Genomic DNA, 23,312 nt, shown 5'->3' on the forward strand with positions numbered 1-23,312 from the left:
TATAGAGGATGTATTTTATGGACGTATTGATGATATTTATAGAAATGATGTTAGTGGTTTTATTGTATAATGCATTATTTAATAAAAATAAGAAAGAGAACTTATTAAAGTATGCTATTATAATAGCAATTTGTAGTGTATTATTTTATAATTTTAAAAATATAAATGTTTTGTTAGTGTATGTCATATTGTTATTATCAGAAATTATTGCAATAGCAATAGTTGATAAAAAAGACAAAAATTTAGTATTAACGGAAATAGTAATATGCGTTGTTATAACTTTTGCATTACAAAGTACATTAGTAACGGTATTGTATTTATTTACTAAAAAAACAAAGGAATTAGCTTTTGTTCAGCTACTATTTTTTGCTATTAGTATATTATTAATTATTATATCTTATAGAAGATATACAAAAAAGAAAAGTTTGGATTTTGAAGAATATATTGAAGATAATCTTTTAATATCAAATATATTTTTAAATATATTTATGTTTTTTATGATATATAAAATTATTTATGATAGCGGAGAATTTTCAAATTTAATTGTTATAGAAATAAACTTACTTATTCTTATAAATATATTTTTAAATGTAAATTTTTATAGGTCATTACATAAAACTGTACTAAAGAATAAAAGTATAGAAGTAAAAAATGCTTACAATCCATTATTAGATGACATAATAGAGAATATAAGAGCAAATGAGCATGAATATAAGAATCATATAAATATACTATATTCAATGATACAGGTATCAAAAGATATTCCGGAGTTAAAGAACAGAGCGAAAAAGTATATAGGTGAATTAGATAACACAAATATATTAATTTCTGTAATAGACATCGAGAGCACGATGATTAAAGCTATTTTATATAGTAAACTAGTTGAATGTGAACAGCATGGAATAAAGTTAAATTATTTTATTGATAGTAATATAGAAGAAAGTTGCTTAGATGAATCAGAGATAACAATAATACTAAGTAATTTATTAAATAATGCTATTGAAGCTACTAAGAATTCGCTAAAAAAAGAGATTACTATAAGAATTAATAAAAGTGAAAAAAACAAAATAGAAGTTATAAATAGTATTTGCGGATTAGATATATCAAATGAAGAAATAGATGGCTTTTTTAAAAAGGGATTTTCAAGTAAAGGAAAGGGCAGAGGGTACGGCTTATATAATGTAAAGAAAATAGTTAAAAAATATAAAGGTGATATAAAGGGAAGAATAATCGAAGAAAACTTAGTTATAGAAATATTAATCTAAATTAATAATTAAAGCTATAATTTACATATAAATTTTTATTATGATTTGTGATATAATTACATGATAACAATAGATAATAAGGAGAAATAGGCCATATGTCATTTTCATCAAAGGTAAAAGGAGAAATTTGCAGACATTCTGAATTAACAAAAGAAGAAGCATTAGCTGAGATTTCAGCAATAATGAAAGTAAGTGGAACAATATCCTTTAGTGGCTTAGGGTTAGCGTTTAGGATTACCACTGAAAACCCAGCATCTGCAAGACATATATTTAGTTTACTAAAAGAACATTTTAATATACATTCAAAACTTATGGTTAAGAAAAGTAATTCATTAAAGAAAAATAATATATATATGGTACTTATAGAGGAATCTATGGGAGTTAGAGATCTTTTAAGAGATACTGGAATACTAACAGAGGTAGAAGGAGTATTAACTTTAGACTACAGAATAGATGAAAATATGGTTAGGACAGAAGAATTAAAAAGAGCATATGTAAGAGGAGCTTTTATAGGTGGTGGAAGTATAAGTAACCCAGAAAAAACTTATCACCTAGAATTCGTTACTCATAGTGAAGATTATGCTAAGGATTTATCAGTTTTAATAAATACTTTTGGATTAAATTCAAAAGTAATACAAAGAAAAAATAGCCATATTATTTATCTAAAAGAGGGAGAGCAAATTTCAAATCTTTTAGGAATAATAGGTGCACATACATCATTATTAGAATTAGAAAATATAAGAATAATGAAAGAAATGAGAAATAACGTTAATAGGCTTGTAAACTGTGAAACAGCAAATTTAAGTAAAACAGTAAATGCTGCAGTAAGACAAGTTGAAAGCATAAAGCTTATTCAAAGAGAAATAGGGCTTCAAAGATTACCAAAAAACTTAAGAGAAATAGCAGAACTTAGATTAAGCTATCCAGATGAGTCACTTAAGGAACTTGGAGAAATGTTGGATCCTCCTGTAGGAAAATCAGGAGTTAATCATAGACTGAGAAAAATAGAAAAGATAGCTGAAGAAGTTAGGTCGGGAACATATTAAAAGAAAGGCGGTGTTTTTGTTGAGTAAAAAATTTACCCATCTACATCTCCATACTGAATATAGTTTGCTTGATGGTTCAGGAAAAATTAAAAAAATAATAAGTAGAGCTAAGGAATTAGGGATGGACAGTATAGCAATTACTGATCATGGTGTTATGTATGGTTGCGTATCTTTCTATAAAGAAGCTATAGAACAAGGAATAAAACCTATACTTGGATGTGAAATATATGTAGCTGCAAAGTCTATGGATATTAAAATAAATGATAAGGAAAATAGCACCCATCACTTAGTATTATTAGTTAAAAATGAAGAGGGATATAAAAATCTTATGGAAATTGTATCTCAAGCATCTATAAGAGGATTTTATTATAAGCCAAGAGTTGATCATGATTTTTTAAGAAGCCACAGTGATGGACTTATTGCTTTAAGTGCTTGCTTAGGGGGAGAGGTTCAGTCATGGCATCTTAAGGATAATTATGAAAAAGCTAAAGAAGTGGCTCTTTTGTATAAAGATATTTTTAAAGATGGATTTTACCTAGAGATACAAAATCATGGTATGGATGAACAAAGAAAAGTTATAGAAGGAAATATTAAGTTATCAAAAGAAACAGGAATTCCTCTAATAGCAACAAATGATGTACATTACATAAATCAAAGAGATTCAGAGTCACATGATGTACTTATGTGTATTCAAACAGGAAAGACGATTGATGATCCGAATAGAAGGAGGTATCCTTCAGATCAATTTTACTTAAAATCCCCAGAGCAAATGTGGGATATGTTTTCACATATTCCAGAGGCTTTAGAAAATACAATAAAAATTGCGGAAGAATGTAACTTTGATTATGAGTTCCATGTATCAAAACTTCCTAAATTTCCAGTTCCAGAAGGTATAGAACCGTATGAGTACTTAAAAAACGTATGTTATTCTGGATTGATAGAAAGATATGAGGTATTTAAGGAGTTCTTAAATAGACCACTAAATGTGGAAGAACTTGTGGATTATTATAAAACAAATGAAGAAGCCTGTGGATATATTGAAAGATTAGAATATGAATTATCAGTAATCAAACAAATGGGATATGTAGATTACTTTTTAATAACTTGGGATTTTATTAGATTTTCTAATGAAAATGGAATTCCAACTGGACCAGGGCGTGGATCGGCAGCAGGTTCAATAGTTGCTTATACTTTAGGTATAACAAAGATAGATCCAATAAAATATAGTTTGCTTTTTGAAAGATTTTTAAATCCAGAAAGAGTAAGCATGCCCGATATAGATTCGGATTTTTGCTATGAAAGAAGACAGGAAGTTATTGATTATGTTGTTGAGAAGTATGGAATAAATAATGTTTCACAAATAATAACCTTTGGAACAATGGCACCTAGAGCATGTATAAGAGATGTAGGAAGAGCTATGAATTATTCTTATGCAGAGGTAGATAGAATAGCTAAAATGATACCAACTATGCTAGGTATTACTATTGATAAGGCTTTAGAAATAAATCCAGAACTTAAAGCAGCATATAATAATGAAGAAAGAGTAAAAGCTTTAATAGATGTAAGTAAGGACTTAGAAGGATTGCCTAGGCATTCATCAACTCATGCTGCAGGAGTAGTTATAGCATCTAAGCCATTAGTTGAATATGTACCACTTCAAAGAAATGAAGATTCTATAGTAGCTCAATTTGATATGACTACATTAGAAGAGCTTGGACTACTTAAAATGGATTTCCTTGGATTAAGGACATTAACAGTTATGAATGATGCTGTTAAAATGATAAAAGAAAACCAAGGAATTGATATAAATCTAGATAAGATTAATTTTGAAGATAAAGATGTATATAATATGATTGGAGAAGGAAAAACAGCAGGTGTATTCCAATTAGAATCTCCAGGAATGACTTCGTTTATGAAGGAATTAAAGCCAGATTGCTTAGAAGATATAATTGCAGGAATATCATTATATAGACCAGGTCCTATGGGTGAAATTCCAAGATATGTTGAATGTAAGCAGAATCCAGATAAAGTTGAATATGAAGTTCCAGAGCTTGAAGATATTTTAAATGTTACTTATGGAGTAATGGTTTATCAAGAGCAAGTAATGGAGATAGTTAGAAAGTTAGCTGGATATTCTATGGGCAGAAGTGACCTTGTAAGAAGAGCCATGTCTAAAAAGAAGCATAAGGTCATGGAGGAAGAAAGAAAAAACTTTATATATGGAGTTGTAGATGATAATGGAAATATAGAAGTTCCAGGATGTAAAAGAAACGGTATATCAGAAGAAGCCGCAAACAAAATTTTTGATCAAATGATGGATTTTGCTTCCTATGCATTTAATAAATCCCATGCAGCTGCATATGCAGTTATAGGATATCAAACTGCATATTTGATGAAATACTATCCTGTTGAAACTATAGCAGCAATGCTTAATTCAGTTATGGGAACAAGTGAAAAAGTAGCCCATTACATAAATTTTGCAGAAAGTCTTGGTATACAAGTATTACCGCCAGATATAAATGAGAGTTATTCCAAGTTTACAGTTAAAGGCGATAAGATTATATTTGGTTTAGCTGCAATAAAAAATGTAGGATATAATGTTGTAGAAACTATTGTAGAGTCTAGAAATAATAAAGGAGAATTTGAGTCCTTGATGGATTTCATAAACAAAATAGATTTATCATCTGTAAATAAAAGAGCAATAGAAAGTCTTATAAAGGCTGGAGCACTTGATTGTTTTGATGTATTTAGATCAAAGCTTTTGGCAGTGTATGAAAAGCTGATGGATAGTGTATCCAGTGAAAGAAAAAGAAATATAGATGGACAAATAAGTTTATTTGGTATGGAAGAAGAAATTGAGCTACCTGAAATTAATTATCCCAATATAAAAGAGTTTGCAAAAAAAAATATTTTAGCAATGGAAAAGGAAATGACAGGATTATATTTATCAGGGCATCCTTTAGATGAATATGCTGATAGCTTAAAAGTTCAAACTACTACCAATATAGATAAGGTATATAAATCATATGAGATAATAAGTGATACATTCAATCAAACTGACTTGCCTGAGGACATAATACATGATGAAGAAAGAGTTATACTTGGAGGTATAATTGCTGAGTCAAATCAAAAAATAACAAGAAGTAATACAATGATGGCATTTTTAAAGCTTGAAGATTTAACAGGTATTATAGAGGTAATAGTATTTCCTAAGACATTAGATAAGGTTAGAGAATCGATTAAGGAAGATAGTTTAGTGGTTATTAAAGGTAGAGTAAGTATAAAGGAAGATGAATTACCAAAACTTATATGTGAAACAGTTGAACCTTTAGAAAAAATAAATACTTCTAAGGTATATATTAGAGCAAATAATTTAGACGAGGGAAGAAACTTAATGAAGGAATTAAGAGTAATGCCTTCAGAATATAAAGGAGATACTACTGTTTATATCTTTACTGCTAATGATAGAAAAAATTATAGAATGCCAAAAGATATATGGATAGATTTGGAATCTGAAGCTGTTAGTTATTTTAAAGAAATAGCTGGAGAAGAAAATGTTAAAATTATAGAATAATAATAAAGGAAGGATTAAAATCTTTCCTTTTTACTTAATTGTATTTTTTAATTAAATATAAAATAATATTATTATGAAAAGTTAAAAAAAATTTACAATATGAATTAAGAAAAAATTATTATTTAAGCTATAAATAATAATTAATTAGGTTATAATATAAGTAAGAAAGTATAAAAAAGTCGATAAAAATCATAATATTGTATTTATTTTAGTTGCATAAACTTTAAGTAGCAAGTAAAATAAATAAGGTGATAAAAATTAGTAAAAAACTTAAATTAATATAGTGCAATAAATAAAATTATTATAGTAAATAAAAAATGGATAATTCCACAGAAAGTGGGACAACCTTTGTCCCGGTGGTGTTAAGGAGGAAACAGCATGAAAAAAATAGCTATTTTAACTAGTGGTGGAGATGCTCCAGGAATGAACGCAGCGATAAGAGCCGTTGTAAGAACTGCTTTACATCATGGCATAGAAGTAATGGGCGTTCAAAGAGGATATAGTGGTTTAATTAATGGAGAATTATTTACTATGGATAGATCATCAGTATCAGATATTATCCATAGAGGAGGAACTATCCTAAGAACTGCTAGATGCGTTGAATTTAAAAAAGAAGAAGTAAGAGTTAAAGCTACTAAGATATTGAAAGCATATGGAGTAGATGCATTAGTAGTAATTGGTGGTGATGGATCATTTACAGGAGCTAAACTTTTATCAAAGTTAGGTGTAAAAACTGTAGGATTACCAGGAACAATAGATAATGATTTAACTTATACTGATTTTACAATAGGATTTGATACTGCATTAAATACAGTAATTGATGCAATAGATAAAATTAGAGATACATCAACTTCTCATGAAAGAGTTTCAATAGTAGAAGTAATGGGAAGAGATTGTGGTGATTTAGCTTTATATGCTGGTATAGCAGGTGGAGCAGAATATATAATAACTCCAGAAAAAGGATTCTCAAAAGAAGAACTTTGCAAAGTAATATTAGAAGGTAAACAAAAAGGTAAAATTCACAACTTAGTTTTACTAGCAGAAGGAGTAGGTGGGGCACAAGAGTTAGCTAAATATGTTGAAAGTGTGACAGGTATTGAAACAAGAGCAACAGTTTTAGGTCATATTCAAAGAGGTGGAAGCCCAACAGCAACTGATAGAGTTTTAGCATCTAGAATGGGTTCTAAAGCAGTAGAAGTTCTATTAGAAGGAAAAACATCAAGAGTTATAGGAATAAAAAATAATGAGATAATCGATCAAGATATAGATGAAGCCTTATCATTAGATAGAAAATTTGACGAAAAGTTATTTGAAATAGCAAATGAAATTTCATCTTAGAATTAAATCTTTGATTTATTACTCAACTATATAAATATATTAATAATATTTTACTAAGCTAAAATAAAATATATACTTAAATTAAAGGAGTGTTATTATATGAGAAAAACTAAGATGATTTGTACTATTGGTCCAGCTAGTGAAAATCCAGAAATATTATCAAAAATAATTGAAGCAGGAATGAATGCATCAAGACACAATTTCTCACATGGAGATCATGCAGAACATGCAGAAAGAATAAATTTAGTTAAGGATTTAGCTAAAAAATACAATAAAGAAATAGCAATAATGCTAGATACTAAAGGACCAGAAATAAGAACTGGAAAATTTGAGCCAAAAAAAGTAGAATTAAAATCAGGTGATGATTTTGTAATATATGCAGGCGGAGATGTAATTGGAGATACAACTCAATGTACAGTTACATACGAAGGATTAGCAAATGACGTTAAACCAGGTAATGTTATATTAATAGATGATGGTTTAGTTGGTTTAGAAGTTCAATCTATTGAAGGAAATAAGATTAGCTGTAAAGTTATGAATACAGGTTTTGTAGGAACTCATAAAGGAGTTAATGTTCCAGGAGTTTCAATAAAATTACCAGCATTAACTGAAAAAGATATAGCTGATTTAAAATTCGGTTGTGAAATTGGAGTTAATTTAGTTGCTGCATCATTTATAAGAAAAGCATCAGATGTAGAAGCTATAAGAAAAGTATTAGTTGAAAATGGTGGAGAACACATTCAAATATTCTCAAAGATAGAAAATCAAGAGGGTGTAGATAATATAGATGCTATATTAGAAGCTTCTGATGGAATAATGGTTGCTAGAGGAGATCTAGGAGTAGAAATTCCTATGGAAAATTTACCAGCAGTTCAAAAAATGATAATAGAAAAATGTAACAATGCAGGTAAACCAGTTATAACTGCTACACAAATGCTAGATTCTATGATAAGAAATCCAAGACCAACAAGAGCAGAAGTATCTGATGTTGCTAATGCTATATATGATGGAACAGATGCTATAATGTTATCAGGAGAATCAGCAAATGGAGATTGGCCAGTAGAAGCTGTTCAAACTATGGCTAAGATAGCAATAGAAGCAGAAAAACAATTAGATTATGAAATAGCTACTTCAAGAGCTAAGAAACATATACCTGCTATAGCAGGAGTTATTTCAAGAGCTGCTGCAAATGCTGCTTATGAATTAAAGGCCTCAGCTATAATAACATCTACTCAAAGTGGAGCAACTGCAGGAAGATTATCTCAATGCAGACCAGATTGCCCAATAGTTGCTGTAACTCCAGATGAAAAAGTGGCTAAGAAATTAGCGTTATGCTTTGGCGTTTATCCAGTTGTTTCAGGACAAATGCAATCAACTGATCATATGATGGAAGAATCAGTTAAAGTTGCGGAAGCTAATGGATTTGTTAAAACAGGTGATACAGTTGTAATCGCTGCTGGAGTCCCTGTAGATAAGATAGGAGCTACTAACTTATTAAAGATAAGCGTAGTAGAATAATAAAAAAAGAAGCCTCTTGGCTTCTTTTTTAGTTTTTAAACAAAAATTAAATTAAACGATAATCAATATCAATTATTTTAACTAAAGTTATATATTGGTTAATATTTAGTATTAAAATGGTATAAATATAGTTAAAAAATAGATAATTAACAAAATGTTAATAATTATATTGATAATATTTAAGTTATAATGTATATTATTATATAAATATTGTAATAATATTAAATGGAATTAAATGGCAACTAATTCTGACTTAGGCATCTTGTGATGCCATTTTTTTTTGCCATAAAATAAATATATGATTTATCAAATATTATGCATATAATTTATTTAAAAGTCTAGGTGTATATTAGCTTAAAGAATATATTAGAAATATGCACCTTTTGTATTTTACATATTTTTATGCTATTATAAGGTGAAACTTTAGAGAATAGTTAAAATTTTATATATAAGATTTTAAGAGGTGATTATTTTGATTGAAAAAAATAATGAATATATATTAGATATAATAGGTGTAGGATATGAAGGAGAAGGAATAGCTAAAATAGATGGATATCCTATATTTATAGAAGGAGCTATACTTGGAGAAAAGGTAAGAGTTCTAATAGTTAAAGCAAAAAAAAGTTTTGCATATGGTAAACTTTTAGAAGTTATAGAACCTTCTAAAGAGAGAGTAGAGCCAAAATGTAAAAATTATAAAAGATGTGGCGGATGTTCTATTCAGCATATGAATTATAAAAAGCAATTAGATTATAAATATGAAAGAGTTAAAGATTGCATATATAAAATAGGTGGATTATCACAAGATATTGTTAATTACCCTATAGGTATGGATACACCAGAAAGATATAGAAATAAAGTTCAATTACCTGTCGGAATGGTTAAGGGAAAGCTTTCAATTGGTTTTTATGCACCAAGAAGTCATGATATAATAGATTTAGATACATGCTTAATTCAAGATAATATAGCTGATGAAGTGACTAGAATAGCTAGAGAATGGATGGAAAAGTATAATATATCTCCTGCGAGTATAGATGGAAAATTTAATCCTCAAGGATTAGTAAGACATATAATGATACGTAGGGGGTTTAAAACAAATGAAGTTATGGTTGTATTAGTAACAACGAAAAATAATGTAAGACACATAAATGATTTTGTAGAACTTATAAAAGAAAATGTTAATGGTATAAAAAGCATTATACAAAATGTTAATGAAGCAGATACAAATGTAATTTTGGGAGAAAAGTGCATAACCTTATGGGGAGAAGATACAATAACAGATTATATAGATGAATTTAAATTTAATATATCACCTCTTTCATTTTTTCAAGTTAATCCAAAGCAAACAGAAGTATTATACTCAAAAGCATTAGAGTATGCAGGCTTAACAGGAGAGGAAGTTGTTTTTGATGCATATTGTGGTACAGGAACAATAACGTTATTTCTTTCTCAAAAAGCAAAAAAAGTTTATGGAGTAGAAATAATAAAAGCAGCTATAGATAATGCTAATGAAAATGCAAAGATTAATAATGTTAAAAATGCAGAATTTTTTGTGGGAAAATCAGAAGAGATAATCCCAGATTTAATTGATAAAGGAATTATACCAGAAGTTATAGTTGTTGACCCACCACGAAAAGGATGCGATATAAAATTATTAGAAGCGATAGGTGATGCTAAACCTAATAGAGTTGTCTATGTTTCCTGTGATCCTAGTACCTTGGCTAGGGATTTGAAAATATTAGAGGAAAAAGGATATAAAACAGCAAAAGTGCAGCCTGTTGATATGTTTCCACATACGTCACATGTTGAATGTGTAGCTTTGTTGAAAAATAAATAATTAATTTTTAATAAATAAGGTCGTCAATTTATAAGATATATTCTTAAATTGATGACCTTTTAAAATTTATATAATAGGTATTAAGGATATACTTAAAGTTATATTTAGTTAATATGAGGGGAAAACTTAGTACGTTGTTTAAAAGTGGGGATTTTTAGGAAAATCTGATTATTATTGAAAGTATGGTAGTTATGGAATATAGTAATGATAAGATTAAAAGTAGAATTTGACATATATTTATTAACCAAGATTTTATCATTGCTATTGTTCAGGAAAGGAATAGAAAAGGAAAAAAGCAGAAAAAAATAGAGGGGCAGGCAAAGACTTTATATTGAAGGTAATATTTATAAGATAGGCTCAATAGTTTGTTTTATTGCTACACCAGAATATAGAGGGAAAGGGATAGCCACAAAATGCTATAAATGATTTTAAAGAAAATTATTATAATATAATTAAGGCTTATCCTAAGTCAATAGGTAAAGCTAACGCTGAAAATAATCATGATCCATTAAAAATGTATTTAGATAATGATTTTGTATAAGTCGGTGGTAATGGAATTTTTGCTATTGTAAAAGAGGAAATATAGTAAAAGGACTTGCTTAGACTTTTGTATTGTGAAGAATATTAGAGAATTAGTTATAGCCATCAATTTAGGGGACTACTCCTAGACTGGTGGCTTTATAAATATTAACTAAAAACAGGGAGCGAAAAAACAATTTGCTACGTCTAATAGGTGTAAGTGCGCCATAAGAGAGGAGGTAACTTATGGATTTCCTTTTGGTACAAGATGAGAAGAAATCGGTTAAAGAACAGAATATAGAAAAAGAAATGAAAAGATTAATGGATACTTATGGCAATGATGTGCTAAGGACGTCATATATGTATCTGAGAAATCTACAGAATGCTGAGGACGCTTTCCAAGAAGTGTTTATTAAGGTTTTTAATAAGCTTGAAAGTTTTAAAGGGGAAAGCAGTGAAAAAACATGGATTATTAGAATAACAATTAATGTATGTAAAGATATGCTGCGCGGTTCATGGTTTAAGAGAGTGTTGCTTACGGATAAGTTAAAAGATAAAAAAATAATTATAGGAATTGAAAATAGAATTATTAAAATAGAAGAGAATAAAATTTTATTTGAAGAGGTAATATCCTTATCACAGCGGTTTAAAGAGGTTATTATACTTTATTACTATCAGGATTGTAATACAACAGAAATAAGTAAAATTTTGAATGTTGCTGAAGGAACTGTAAGAAGTAGACTACACAGAGCGAGAGAGATACTTAAAACCAGGTTAGGAGGGAGGATTGACTTAAGTGAATAAGATGAAAGACTTTAAAAATATAGCAGATGATATTATGAGAGATATAAAAGTTAATGAAGAACTTAAGCAAAAGACTTTGATAAAATATGCAAATAAAAAGAATATTTCAATCAGTAAATTACTAATACCAGCTGCGTGCTTTATCTTAATTCTTGGAATCATAGATATATATCATATTCTAAAGTTAGAAAATAAAGAAAATCAAGATGAAGGTTTAACGAATAATATTATGATGAACGGTGAGCATAGTGAGTCAATTCCGGAGAGTTTTGGTAATAATATACTAAGTACTAAGGAGGAGAAAAAGTGGGCTATAGGTACACTTGATGATGCAAAAATAGATTTTGGAAGCTCTTTTATTATACCCACTTATATTCCACAAGACTATAAGCTTGAACAAATTAACGCTTCAGGTTTTGAGGAAGAAAAGGCATCTAAAATTGTTATTAGTTATTTTTCTGGGGATCAGTCATTTATTATTATTCAAGAAAAGGCTCAAATAGAAAGTGAATTTGATAATTATGAGAAAGTTGATATTAATGGAACTATAGGATTGTTAAAGTCAAATGCATCAATAGATATGGAAAATGAGGATAGCATTAATACTGAGTTACATTGGTCTAAAAATGAAATCCAATATTCAATTATAGGATTAATAACACAAGAAGAAGCAATTAAGATTGCAATATCTATGAAATAATAAATTGGAGGCGGGATTTTTATGAAAAAGTTTAAAAGTATAAGGGCTATTATTTTGGGAATAGTTATAACAGTATTATCATCAAATGTGGCTTTCGCTGAAACAGCTGAAGATAATAAATCTGGAAATCAAATTATGCAAATCACTGTTGTAGATGAAAACTTAGTTAAAAAGCAAGAAGAAATTGATGAGATTATTTTTAATAACAATAGTAAGGAAATTATTGATAAAGGCTTTAATGTCATAAGTACTAGCATAGTTGGTAGCTTTGTTGAGGTTAGAATAGAGCCTTACAATGAAGAAAATGCTGAGCATCTCTATAATATTCTTGGTAGAGATATGATTAATGTTGTTGAAGGGGAACAAGCAATACCAATAGCAAATGAAGATAGTAATACTGATGCTGAGTTTAAAATAACAAGTAGCGAAGATAGTGCTCAAGATGCCGAACTTTATACCTCAAATGATATTAAGGTAAACGATGATAAATATAATGGATTTATTATGCTAGGGTTAGTATTGGCGGTTAGTGCACTTGGTGGAGTTGCTATTTTATCTAGAAAGAGAAAAGTTAGCTTTAGAAGATGATTTTAAAGGGATGGCGGTAGTAATTTTTTATTGTCAATATTTATAATGATCAAAAAGATTTAAAGATAAAAAGCATCTCATAAGAGGTGCTTTTTATAAATTATAATTTTTGTACATTTACGGCCATAGGGCCTTTTTCATTTTCTTGTATATCAAAAGTTATGTTCTCTCCCTCGTGAAGATCTTTTTCAGGGCCTTTCTCTTTAATTTGAGAATGATGAACGAAAACATCATTTCCTTCATTACATGAAATGAAACCATATCCTTTTTCCATGCTATACCACTTTACTGTTCCAGTATATTTAGACATAAAAAACCTCCATTAATTTAATTATCATTACATAGTATCTATAAAAAAATATATTTTAAACTTTAAAATGAAATATTTTTTGTAAATTTGCAAAAACATCTAATATTTCATGCCTATATCAATAATAAGGGGAAGTTAGCCAATTTATGGGTAAATATAGATAATCAATAAAATGAAGAATTAAAAATAAAGGACTATAATATAAGGAGATTTATAAAAAAGATATTGAGAATTTATTAGGGGAGATGTTAAAAGTGTTAGATATCTTAATAAAAAATGGATTAATAGTAGATGGAACAGGAAATCCCGCTTATATTATGGACTTAGGAATTAGAGACGGAAAAATAGTTAAAATTCAAAGCAATATAAATGATGATTCCAAGAAGATTATAGATGCAGATGGACTTGTAGTTTCACCAGGATTTATAGATGTTCATAGTCATAATGATTTAATTCCTTTTATGGATAAAGATATGCAAAGTCTTAAAATAAGACAAGGTGTTACTACGGAATTAGTAGGACAATGTGGATTAGGTGTTATACCTTGTATAGAAGATGAAAGTAAGCTTTGGAAAAATTATATAAAAGGAGTTGTAGGATATCCTAATATAAAATTTGATTTTAGGGATGTTAATGATTATTTTAAAAAGATAAGTGGAAAAGGGATAAAAAATAATTATGCAGTACTTATCTCGCATGGAGCAATTAGGGCTAAAGTAAAAGGATTTAATCCTTCAGAAGCTTCAAATTATGAAATTAAAGAAATGTGTGTCTTAATTGAAGATGCAATGAAGCAAGGGGTTATAGGCATGTCTTTGGGCCTTCAATATATGCCTGGAATTTATAGTGGGAAAGAGGAATTAATAGAGTTATGTAAGGTTATTGAAAAATATAATGGTATAGTTATGGTTCATGTAAGAAATCATGATAGAAACATAATAAAAGCTATAAATGAAGTAATTGATGTATCTAGGGTTTCAGGGGTAAAGATTCATATATCTCATATGAGGTCTTATGATTCAAAGGAGCTTGGATGTATTGCAGATAAATTAATTAATTTAGTTGATAATGCCATAAAAGATGGAATTAATATTACTTTTGATGAGCATCTTTATACTTCAGGAAGTACCTTAATGACTCAGCTTCTACCACCATGGATAACTGAAAAAGGAAATGAAGCCATGTTAGATATGCTTAAGGACAATGAAGTTATAGAAAATATAAAGAAGGAACTTGAAGATTTAGATACTAATTATGAGGGATGGGATAATTATAGTGCTATTGCTACTTGGGATGGAATACTAATAACATCATTAAATAAAGAAGAAAACTTGAAGTATATGGGTAGAACAGTTGAAGAGTTAGCAAGAGAACAAAATATTCATCCAGTTAATTTTATTGCTAAGTTACTTATATCTGAAGAAGGTGGAGTTGGAATAGTAACATTAAATATTTTTTCAGAAGAGGATACCATAAAGCTTATAAAACATCCTCTTGGAATGATTGGTTCAGATAGTATTCCTGCTGGAGACCCACATCCTAGATTATATGGAAACTATCCATTATTTATAAGTAAATATGTTAGAGGTAAAAAAGCGTTAACTTTAGAAGAAGGAATTTATAAGTGCAGCTTATTACCAGCAAAAACCTTAGGATTAAAACAGATAGGAGTGTTAAGAGAAGGGAAAAATGCAGATATAACTATATTTGATTTTAATAATATAGTTGGGTATGAAGACTATATTATTAAATCTAAGAGTCCTAAAGGAATAAAATATGTGATAATTAATGGAAAGTTATCTATGGATAATGAGTTAATACTAGACAATAAAAATGGGAATATAATCAAAAAATAAAACTATTTTATAGTAGATGATTATATATATTCAAATACTATAGAGCATTTTGTATCCTGTTTATTTGTATTAGTTTTTATAATATTTTGAAATGTAATTTAATATATGTATTGACAGATATATGAAAAGGGTATAAACTATATTTAAAATTTAATAAATGCCTCACTTTTATATGTGGGGTAGAGGCGCAAAATTTAACAGTCTTTAGTGGAGCTTGAGAAGGTGATGAAACTATGGAGAAGGAAATTTTGCCGAAGCTTGTAATATTTCTCAGTGTTACTTGCTGGGTCTGCAATTAAGAGTTGCAGGACTGTCTTAATAAACTTCCCGGTTTATTAAGTTGTGCTATCTCAAATGGGAAAGATGAGGATTAGGTTATCTGTAAGATTGGACCTGAGCTTTGCTCAGGTATTTTTTTATAGAATCTTATCTGAATATTTAAGATAGCACCAACCCAAGAATTAAGGGTTGGTTTTTTTATTATAAAAAAGGAGAGGATTCAATATGAAGAAAAAATTATCACTATTAATTTCACTATCATTAGTAGCAATACTAATACTAACAGGTTGTGGCTCAGGAAAGTCAGCAAAAAATGAAAATGTATTTAGGGTAGGAATGGAAGCTGGGTATCCGCCATTTAATTGGACACAAATGGATGATTCAAATGGAGCAGTAAAAATAGAAGGAAGTTCAGAGTACGCAGGTGGATATGATGTTGAAATTGCAAAGAAAATAGCAGAAGGGCTAGGCAAAGAATTAGTAATTGTTAAAACTGAGTGGGACGGACTGGTGCCTGCATTAACTTCAGGAAAAATAGATGCAATTATTGCAGGGATGTCTCCTACAGAAGATCGTAAGGAAACAATTGATTTTTCAAATAACTATTATCAATCACAATTAGTTATGGTAGTTAAAAACAATGGGAAATATACAAATGCTAAAAGTCTAGCAGATTTTAATGGAGCGAAAGTTACTGCTCAATTAAATACATTCCATTATTCAGTAATAGATCAAATTGAAGGCGTAAAGAAACAAGAAGCTATGGATAACTTCCCAGCAATGAGAGTTGCACTTGAATCAGGAGTAATTGATGCATATGTATCAGAAAAGCCAGATGCTACAAGTGCTCAAGCTGCAAATTCAAACTTCAAAATGATTGAACTTGAAAATGGATTTGTTACAAATCCAGAGGAAACGCAAACAGCAGTGGGGATTAATAAAAACAGTGATTTAACTGAAAAAATAAATGAAATTTTATCAGGAATATCAGAAGAAGAGCAAGTGAATATAATGGCAGAAGCTGTTAAGAATCAACCAGCAGCTCAATAAATTTTATAGAATGGGTTATAAAATATAATAACCCATTCTAAACTTACAACTTGCTTTTATTTTAGGAGGATTGAAATGAGTATTGAATGGATAATAAAAATACTTCAAGATAATTTACCTATGTTCTTACGAGGAGCAGGTATGACACTTTTAATTTCCATAATAGGAACCTTGATAGGAACTTTAATAGGTTTATTAGTTGGTGTTATAAGAACAATTCCTGTTCCAGAGAGAGGTATAAAGAAAGTATTTCTTAAAATAATAAATATAATTCTTTCTATTTATATAGAATTCTTTAGAGGAACGCCTATGATTGTACAAGCTATGGTGATTTATTATGGGTCTGCACAATTTTTAGGAATAGATATAAATAAAATAGTAGCAGCATTATTTATAGTATCTATTAATACAGGTGCATATATGTCAGAAATAGTAAGAGGTGGTATAGTATCAGTAGATAAGGGACAATTTGAAGCAGCTCAAGCTATTGGAATGACTCATTCTCAAACGATGATTAATGTAGTATTACCACAAGTAATTCGTAACATTTTACCAGCAACAGGCAATGAATTTGTAATTAATATTAAAGATACATCAGTTCTTAACGTAATTTCTGTTTCTGAGTTATTTTTCCAAACTAAATCAATTGCGGGAAATAACTTCAGATATTTTGAATCTTTCTTTGTTGCATGTTTTATTTATTTCATAATGACTTATACAGTAACTAGAATATTAAGAGCAATAGAAAGAAAGCTAGATGGGCCAGATAATTATATTATGGCAGGAAATCAAATGCAAGTAGAAAGACCTGAAGATATGTTACGTAAATCAAAAGACAATGTAGTGGCGTAATGGAGGAAAAGTTATGAAAAAAGTAATTGATATAAAGCATTTAAATAAATCTTTTGGATCTCACGAAGTATTAAAGGATATTAACTTTTCAGTAGATAAAGGAGAAGTTGTTTGTATAATAGGTTCTTCTGGATCAGGAAAATCAACATTATTACGTTGTATTAATATTTTGGAAAAACCAACTGGTGGTGAAATAATATATAATGGAGAAAATATTTTAGATGATAATCACAATATATATAAATATAGAACTAAGCTAGGAATGGTTTTTCAGCAGTTTAATTTATTTAATAATCATAATGTATTAAGTAACTGTGTAGTTGGACAAATGAAAGTCCTAAATAGATCAAAAGAAGAAGCTGAAAAAGTTGCTATGAAATATTTAGAGGTTGTCGGAATGGGAAATTTTATTAATGCTAAACCTAAACAATTATCAGGTGGTCAAAAACAACGTGTTGCTATAGCAAGGGCTTTATCGATGGAACCGGATGTTATTCTTTTTGATGAGCCAACATCAGCTCTTGATCCAGAAATGGTAGGAGAAGTTCTTAAAGTTATGAAAGAGCTTGCTGAAACTGGTCTTACAATGTTAGTTGTAACACATGAGATGGGATTTGCAAAAGAAGTATCTGATCGTGTAGTGTTTATGAATAATGGTATTATTGAAGAAGAAGGAACTCCAGAGCAAATATTTAATAATCCAGTAAAAGAACGTACACGTGAATTCTTAAAACGTACGTTAAATAATATCTAAAGAAAACTACTATCAAAAATTTGATAGTAGTTTTTTTATTTTTAAAATAGATTTAAAAAATGCAAATAAAATACATATATTAAATGATAAAATTTATCATCTTTTATCTAAATTTAGAATAAAAAAATACGATAACTTAATTATATAGAATAAAATAAAGTTTGTGTATAAGGGGGATAAAAGGAATATGAAAAAGACAATAAAAAAGGAAATAATTCAACTTTTAATTTTCACATCAATAATACCAATAATAGTAATTTTTATAGCAAATTTTTATTCACTTAATAAAAATATTAATGAATTTACAGATTCAGCAATTAAAAGTAGTATTAATTTATTAAATGAGGAATTAGTAAATATTCATTTAAATAGTGATAGAGATGTTTATTATTTAGCATTAGATGCTAATGCTAAAGGAATAAAAGAAAATAAAAATAATGAAGCATTATGGTTTGAAAAAACTTTACAAAATTATACTAAAGTAAATGATGATGTTGTTTCAGCATATATTGGAAGTGAGGATGGAAAGTTTTTATTATCCCCTTATGAAGATATGGGAAGTGATTATGATCCGAGAAATAGAGAATGGTACAAAAAAGCTGTAAATAACCCATCAGAAGTTATAATGTCAGAGCCTTACGAAGATGCACTTAATGAGAGGATTGTAGTTACTTATTCTAGGGCTGTATTTAATGATATAGGAGAACTCCAAGGAGTAATAGCAATAGATAAAAATTTAGAAAAATTATCTGAGATAGTTAGAAATATCGATTTAGGAGAAGGAGCATTTACGACTATATTTAGTAAGGATGGAACTATTATTGCAAATAATGATTCTAGCTTAATTGGAAAAAATGCCAAGGATATTCCTTGGATAGAAAAAGTACTTAATATTGAAAATAACACTAGTAAATATTTGAAATTGGATGGAATAACTTATCTAAGCTATAGATCTATAGAAAGTGAGAGCGGATTAAATATAGCTGCTTTTATTCCAGTTAGTGAGCTTATAAAATCATATGTGGAGGATCTTATATTATCAATAATAGTATTTATATCTATTGTAATACTTGTAATTATATCTTCAAAAATATATACAGGTAAATTAACTAAACCAATAAGACAAGTTGTAGATGTATTAAATAAGATAAAAAATGGAGATTTTACAGAAAAAGTAGAAAGCAAGATCTATTATAATAAGGAAATAGATTCAATGATTAATGGATTAAATACTCTAATAGAGGATATGGGAGTATTATTATCTGGAGTGAAGGAAGCGTCAGAAAAAGTAAATTGTGGCTCTGAAACTTTATTTGGTATTATTTCAGAATCAAGTAATGTAGGAGAAGAAGTAGCAAAATCTGTTCAACAAATAGCAGAGGGGGCTACAAATCAAGCAGCTCAATTAGATGAAGGTGTAAGGGTAGTTGGAGAATTAGAGGATGAAGTAAATAAGTCAATAGAAAGCTCAGATAGGATGCTAAATACTTCAAAGGAAGTTAAAATATCTTCTACTGAAGGAATAGTTGCAATAGAAAATTTAAGTGAGATATATGAAAAAAATAAAGAAGCAAGTGAAAATATGGCTTTAAAGGTTGATATGCTATCAACTAAATCTGAAGAAATTGGAATTATAATTGATGCAATTAAGTCAATTACTGAACAAACAAACCTTTTGGCATTAAATGCAAGCATAGAGGCTGCAAGGGCTGGTGAAGTTGGGAGAGGATTTGCTGTTGTAGCTGAAGAAGTAAGAAAGCTTGCAGAAGAATCAGCAAAGTCAGCTACAGAAATAAATAGTGTTATAGGAGAAATAAAAGGAAATATAAAAGAGATTTATGAAGACACAGTAACAACTAGAAAATTAAACAATGATACTCAAGCGAGTTTATTAAAAACAAAAGAGAAATTTGGAGTAATAGATAATAATATAAATGAATTAGAAGAAAATATAAAAGAGGTTACTTATTCTTTAGATAAGATAACACAAAGTAAGGATACTGTGGTTTATAAAATTTCAGAGGTAGCTGCTGTGTCACAGGAAACAGCAGCAATTACAGAAGAAGTGAGTGCTGCTTCAGAAGAGCAGTCATCTGGGTTGCAGGAGATGGCTGGAGAAGCAGAAACATTAAAAGATTACTCAGAAATATTAAATAATTTAATCAAGAAATTTAAAATGTAATTTAAAAAGTGGCTCACGAAATGAACCGCCCCCTGTCAAGTAGACAGGGTAAATAATATAAAATTATGCTGCTAAGGTGTGGCTTCTATATTCAATAGGAGCCATACCTTTTAGTTTCTTTTGTAATCTTTTTGTATTATAAAATTTTATATATTCATCAATAGCTTGTTCAAGTTCTTCAAAGATTGAAAACTTTCTTAGATAGTACATTTCTGATTTTAAAGTACCCCAAAAAGCCTCCATAGGCCCATTATCAATACATCTACCTACCCTAGACATACTTTGCACTGCATTAATTTTATTTAGTTTCATCTTGAATGTTTTACATGTATATTGGAATCCGCGATCACTATGGAATAGTGGCGTTGCGGTCGGATTCGCTTCAATAGCTTTGTCTAAGGTATCAAAAACTAATTTATTATTGTTAGACTTACCTAATACATACGAAATAATACTATTATCTCCGAGATCTAGTATTGCACTTAAATAAGCTTTGCTTCCGTTAGTCATCTTAAATTCAGTAACATCTGTTAGCCATTTTTCATTTGGATTATCAGCTACAAACTTTCTATTTAATATATTTTCAGCTGTAATTTGTGGAGTACTTTGAATATATCTTTTCTTTCTTCTCCTAATAACAGCAGTAAGTTTTACAGATTTCATAAGCCTGTATATACGCTTATGATTATAGGTTGAATTTAGTATTCTATTTATATTTAACGTTATACGGCGATAGCCATAAATCCCTTTAACTTCTGAGTATAATTTAATAATTTCATCTAAAATAACTTTATTTTCTTTATCTCTTTCAGTTGCGGAACGATTTAACCACTTATAATAGGAAGCACGCCCAACTTTAGCACATTTACATAGTTCAGATATTGAATACCCTAATTCATGTAATTCTTTAATTGCAATATACTTATTTGTGGATGAAATAGTGTATTTATCTACCTCCTTTCTATCTCTTCTAATTTTTTTAAGAAATCATTCTCCATTTTTAAACGTCTATTTTCTGCTTCTAAAAGCTTTAATTGTGCAGAGAATTTTTCTGATTCACTTAATTCTTCAAAGGATTTATTTTTACCGCGTCTGTCGACTAGCGCGTTATATCCATCCTTATTGTATTTTTTTACCCAAGTATAAACTTGTTGATATGAAACATTAAATTTATTAGCAGTTAAATTATAATCGTGAGCGTTAGCAATACAAAATGACACTATTTCAATTCTTTCTTCATAAGTTGTTTTTCTTCCATTAGTCATAAGTTTATCTCCTTTTGTTGAATGAGATTTAAATATCTTATGACCATTATACTTCTTAATCCATTGCTGGAGAATACCAATAGCACTTATCTTATACTTAATACAAATATCATCTAATGATCCTTTACCATCAAGATAATCAATAACGGCTTGAGTTTTAAGTTGAGCAGAATAGGATGTATTATATCCTTTGTTTAATAAACCTTCTTTCCCAAAGGTTTTATATTTACGGACCCAAGCTGAAATAGCACTTTTGTAGATATTTAGTTCATTACTTATTTCAGATAAACTTTTTATACCTCTTAAATAATCTTCAACAGCTTGGACTTTTATCTCGGTTGATACTTTTGATTTTCTTGACATAAAAAAATCCTCCCATTATAGAACAGTTTTATTATTTTAACTGTCTACTATAATGGGAGCATATCAAAACGTGAGCCACTTTTTAAAAATAAGAGATTAACTTTTTAAGGCAATAAAGCTTACTTGAAATTCAATAAATTTTATATTAAATAGATTTCTGAGACTGCGCCTTTTTTATTTCAAAATATAGAGTAAAGACAATAATACACAATATTTACAAGAAATTTGTACATGGAACCATATTTTAAATAATTCATAGTATAAATATTGTAATAAATAAATCTGGAGGATTGCATGAATTCATTTTATATAAGTAACATGAGAAATGATAGTGAAGTTAGAAGTTTTCCACCACAACATCAAGATGTTCAACCAGGAATAGAGTCAATAATGAATCCAAGACCTATATTTGATAATCCTAATTATATGGGTTGTGGAAAGTTGAAGGATAAGGTTGCGATAATAACAGGTGGTGATAGTGGAATTGGAAGAGCTACAGCAGTTGCTTTTGCAAAAGAAGGGGCAAAAATAGTAATAGTATATTTATATGAAAAAGAAGATGCAGAAGAAACTAAAGAATATATAGAGAAATATGGTAGTGAGTGTTTGAATTTAGAAGGAGATATTAGTGAGGAGAGTTTTTGCAAGGAAATTGTAGAAAGAACAATTGAGAGATTTGGTAAAGTGGACATATTAGTGAATAATGCTGGCGTTCAATTTCCGCAAAAAAGTATAGAGGATATAACAGCTGAGCAGTTAGAGCTAACTTTTAAAGTTAATGTTTTTTCTATGTTTTATTTAACTAAAGCGGCATTACCGTATTTAAAAAGAGGAGGCTCTATTATAAATACTACATCTGTTACAGCATATCAAGGACATAAAGAGCTCATAGATTATTCAGCTACAAAAGGAGCAATAACAGCTTTTACTAGGTCATTATCTCAATCTCTAGTGGATAAAGGAATAAGAGTTAATGGGGTAGCTCCAGGACCAATTTGGACTCCGTTAATAGTGTCGAGTTTTTCATCAGAAGAAGTAGCTACATTTGGTTCAGATACTCCAATGAAAAGAGCTGGTGAGCCATATGAATTAGCTCCAGCGTATGTATATTTAGCATCTGACGATTCAAGTTATGTGACTGGACAAGTTATTCATGTAAATGGAGGAACGATGGTGGAAAGTTAAATTACAGCTTTACTAATAAAGTTGAAG

The 23,312-nt window shown here is 29.1% G+C and carries 18 protein-coding genes and 1 riboswitch; of the genes, 15 read left to right on the forward strand and 3 right to left on the reverse strand.

The genetic code is table 11. The features are described 5' to 3' along the window. Positions 1-17 precede the first annotated feature (17 nt). The 9 genes from CSBG_RS00985 to CSBG_RS01025 all read left to right on the forward strand — a co-directional run bounded on the left by CSBG_RS00985 (position 18) and on the right by CSBG_RS01025 (position 13,189). Entirely contained in the window at positions 18-1,265 is a 1,248-nt protein-coding gene (locus CSBG_RS00985) for a GHKL domain-containing protein (RefSeq protein ID WP_008676288.1), read from the forward strand. 95 nt (positions 1,266-1,360) lie between these two features. After that, complete coding sequence (gene whiA / locus CSBG_RS00990) at positions 1,361-2,311, forward strand: DNA-binding protein WhiA (protein WP_008676289.1); 951 nt, start codon at positions 1,361-1,363, stop codon at positions 2,309-2,311. Positions 2,312-2,327: 16 nt separating this feature from the next. Further along, positions 2,328-5,885 carry a DNA polymerase III subunit alpha gene (locus CSBG_RS00995; protein ID WP_099346685.1) on the forward strand — a complete coding sequence of 1,186 codons (3,558 nt, stop codon included), beginning with the start codon at positions 2,328-2,330 and terminating at the stop codon, positions 5,883-5,885. A 378-nt stretch (positions 5,886-6,263) separates the two neighbouring features. Next, positions 6,264-7,223 carry a 6-phosphofructokinase gene (gene pfkA / locus CSBG_RS01000; RefSeq protein WP_008676294.1) on the forward strand — a complete coding sequence of 320 codons (960 nt, stop codon included), beginning with the start codon at positions 6,264-6,266 and terminating at the stop codon, positions 7,221-7,223. A gap of 99 nt (positions 7,224-7,322) precedes the next feature. Then, a complete protein-coding gene (gene pyk / locus CSBG_RS01005) occupies positions 7,323-8,741 on the forward strand; it encodes a pyruvate kinase (protein ID WP_008676296.1) in 1,419 nt (472 codons plus the stop codon). A gap of 472 nt (positions 8,742-9,213) precedes the next feature. After that, positions 9,214-10,578, forward strand: a complete 1,365-nt coding sequence (gene rlmD, locus CSBG_RS01010; RefSeq protein WP_008676297.1) for a 23S rRNA (uracil(1939)-C(5))-methyltransferase RlmD — start codon at positions 9,214-9,216, stop codon at positions 10,576-10,578. 765 nt (positions 10,579-11,343) lie between these two features. Next, positions 11,344-11,901: a sigma-70 family RNA polymerase sigma factor gene (locus tag CSBG_RS01015; protein WP_008676299.1), complete on the forward strand. Its 558-nt coding sequence runs from the start codon at positions 11,344-11,346 to the stop codon at positions 11,899-11,901. Position 11,902: 1 nt separating this feature from the next. Next, positions 11,903-12,601 carry a DUF4367 domain-containing protein gene (locus CSBG_RS01020; protein WP_242825259.1) on the forward strand — a complete coding sequence of 233 codons (699 nt, stop codon included), beginning with the start codon at positions 11,903-11,905 and terminating at the stop codon, positions 12,599-12,601. A 21-nt stretch (positions 12,602-12,622) separates the two neighbouring features. Further along, positions 12,623-13,189, forward strand: a complete 567-nt coding sequence (locus CSBG_RS01025; protein ID WP_008676301.1) for a hypothetical protein — start codon at positions 12,623-12,625, stop codon at positions 13,187-13,189. A gap of 100 nt (positions 13,190-13,289) precedes the next feature. Here CSBG_RS01025 and CSBG_RS01030 read toward each other — a convergent pair whose 3' ends face one another. Further along, positions 13,290-13,499, reverse strand: a complete 210-nt coding sequence (locus CSBG_RS01030) for a cold shock domain-containing protein (protein ID WP_008676302.1) — start codon at positions 13,497-13,499, stop codon at positions 13,290-13,292. A gap of 254 nt (positions 13,500-13,753) precedes the next feature. On the opposite strand from CSBG_RS01030, the gene CSBG_RS01035 reads away from it, so the two are divergent. The 5 genes from CSBG_RS01035 to CSBG_RS01055 all read left to right on the forward strand — a co-directional run bounded on the left by CSBG_RS01035 (position 13,754) and on the right by CSBG_RS01055 (position 20,472). Further along, positions 13,754-15,355 (forward strand): D-aminoacylase, encoded by a 1,602-nt coding sequence (locus CSBG_RS01035; RefSeq protein ID WP_008676303.1) that lies wholly within the window; start codon positions 13,754-13,756, stop codon positions 15,353-15,355. Between the two features lie 172 nt (positions 15,356-15,527). Further along, positions 15,528-15,711: riboswitch (Lysine riboswitch) on the forward strand. A 148-nt stretch (positions 15,712-15,859) separates the two neighbouring features. Next, complete coding sequence (locus CSBG_RS01040; RefSeq protein WP_035284825.1) at positions 15,860-16,684, forward strand: transporter substrate-binding domain-containing protein; 825 nt, start codon at positions 15,860-15,862, stop codon at positions 16,682-16,684. A 75-nt stretch (positions 16,685-16,759) separates the two neighbouring features. Next, entirely contained in the window at positions 16,760-17,536 is a 777-nt protein-coding gene (locus CSBG_RS01045) for an amino acid ABC transporter permease (protein ID WP_035284828.1), read from the forward strand. A 13-nt stretch (positions 17,537-17,549) separates the two neighbouring features. Next, the gene (locus tag CSBG_RS01050; protein ID WP_008676304.1) at positions 17,550-18,290 is read left to right on the forward strand and encodes an amino acid ABC transporter ATP-binding protein; all 741 of its coding nucleotides are present in this window, start codon (positions 17,550-17,552) and stop codon (positions 18,288-18,290) included. A gap of 187 nt (positions 18,291-18,477) precedes the next feature. Then, positions 18,478-20,472: a methyl-accepting chemotaxis protein gene (locus CSBG_RS01055; RefSeq protein WP_008676305.1), complete on the forward strand. Its 1,995-nt coding sequence runs from the start codon at positions 18,478-18,480 to the stop codon at positions 20,470-20,472. Between the two features lie 63 nt (positions 20,473-20,535). Here the strand turns inward: CSBG_RS01055 and CSBG_RS01060 are convergent, their stop codons facing one another. Both CSBG_RS01060 and CSBG_RS01065 read right to left on the reverse strand, forming a co-directional pair. Continuing rightward, entirely contained in the window at positions 20,536-21,447 is a 912-nt protein-coding gene (locus CSBG_RS01060) for an IS3 family transposase (protein WP_147567992.1), read from the reverse strand. Next, the gene (locus tag CSBG_RS01065) at positions 21,423-22,100 is read right to left on the reverse strand and encodes a helix-turn-helix domain-containing protein (protein WP_008676308.1); all 678 of its coding nucleotides are present in this window, start codon (positions 22,098-22,100) and stop codon (positions 21,423-21,425) included. Before CSBG_RS01065 ends, CSBG_RS01060 begins: the two co-directional genes overlap by 25 nt. A gap of 294 nt (positions 22,101-22,394) precedes the next feature. Between CSBG_RS01065 and CSBG_RS01070 the strand changes: the two genes are divergently transcribed. Further along, complete coding sequence (locus CSBG_RS01070) at positions 22,395-23,285, forward strand: SDR family oxidoreductase (RefSeq protein WP_008676310.1); 891 nt, start codon at positions 22,395-22,397, stop codon at positions 23,283-23,285. Positions 23,286-23,312 lie beyond the last annotated feature (27 nt).

The organism is Clostridium sp. 7_2_43FAA (assembly GCF_000158375.2).
Taxonomy (GTDB): Bacteria; Bacillota; Clostridia; order Clostridiales; family Clostridiaceae; genus Clostridium; species Clostridium tertium.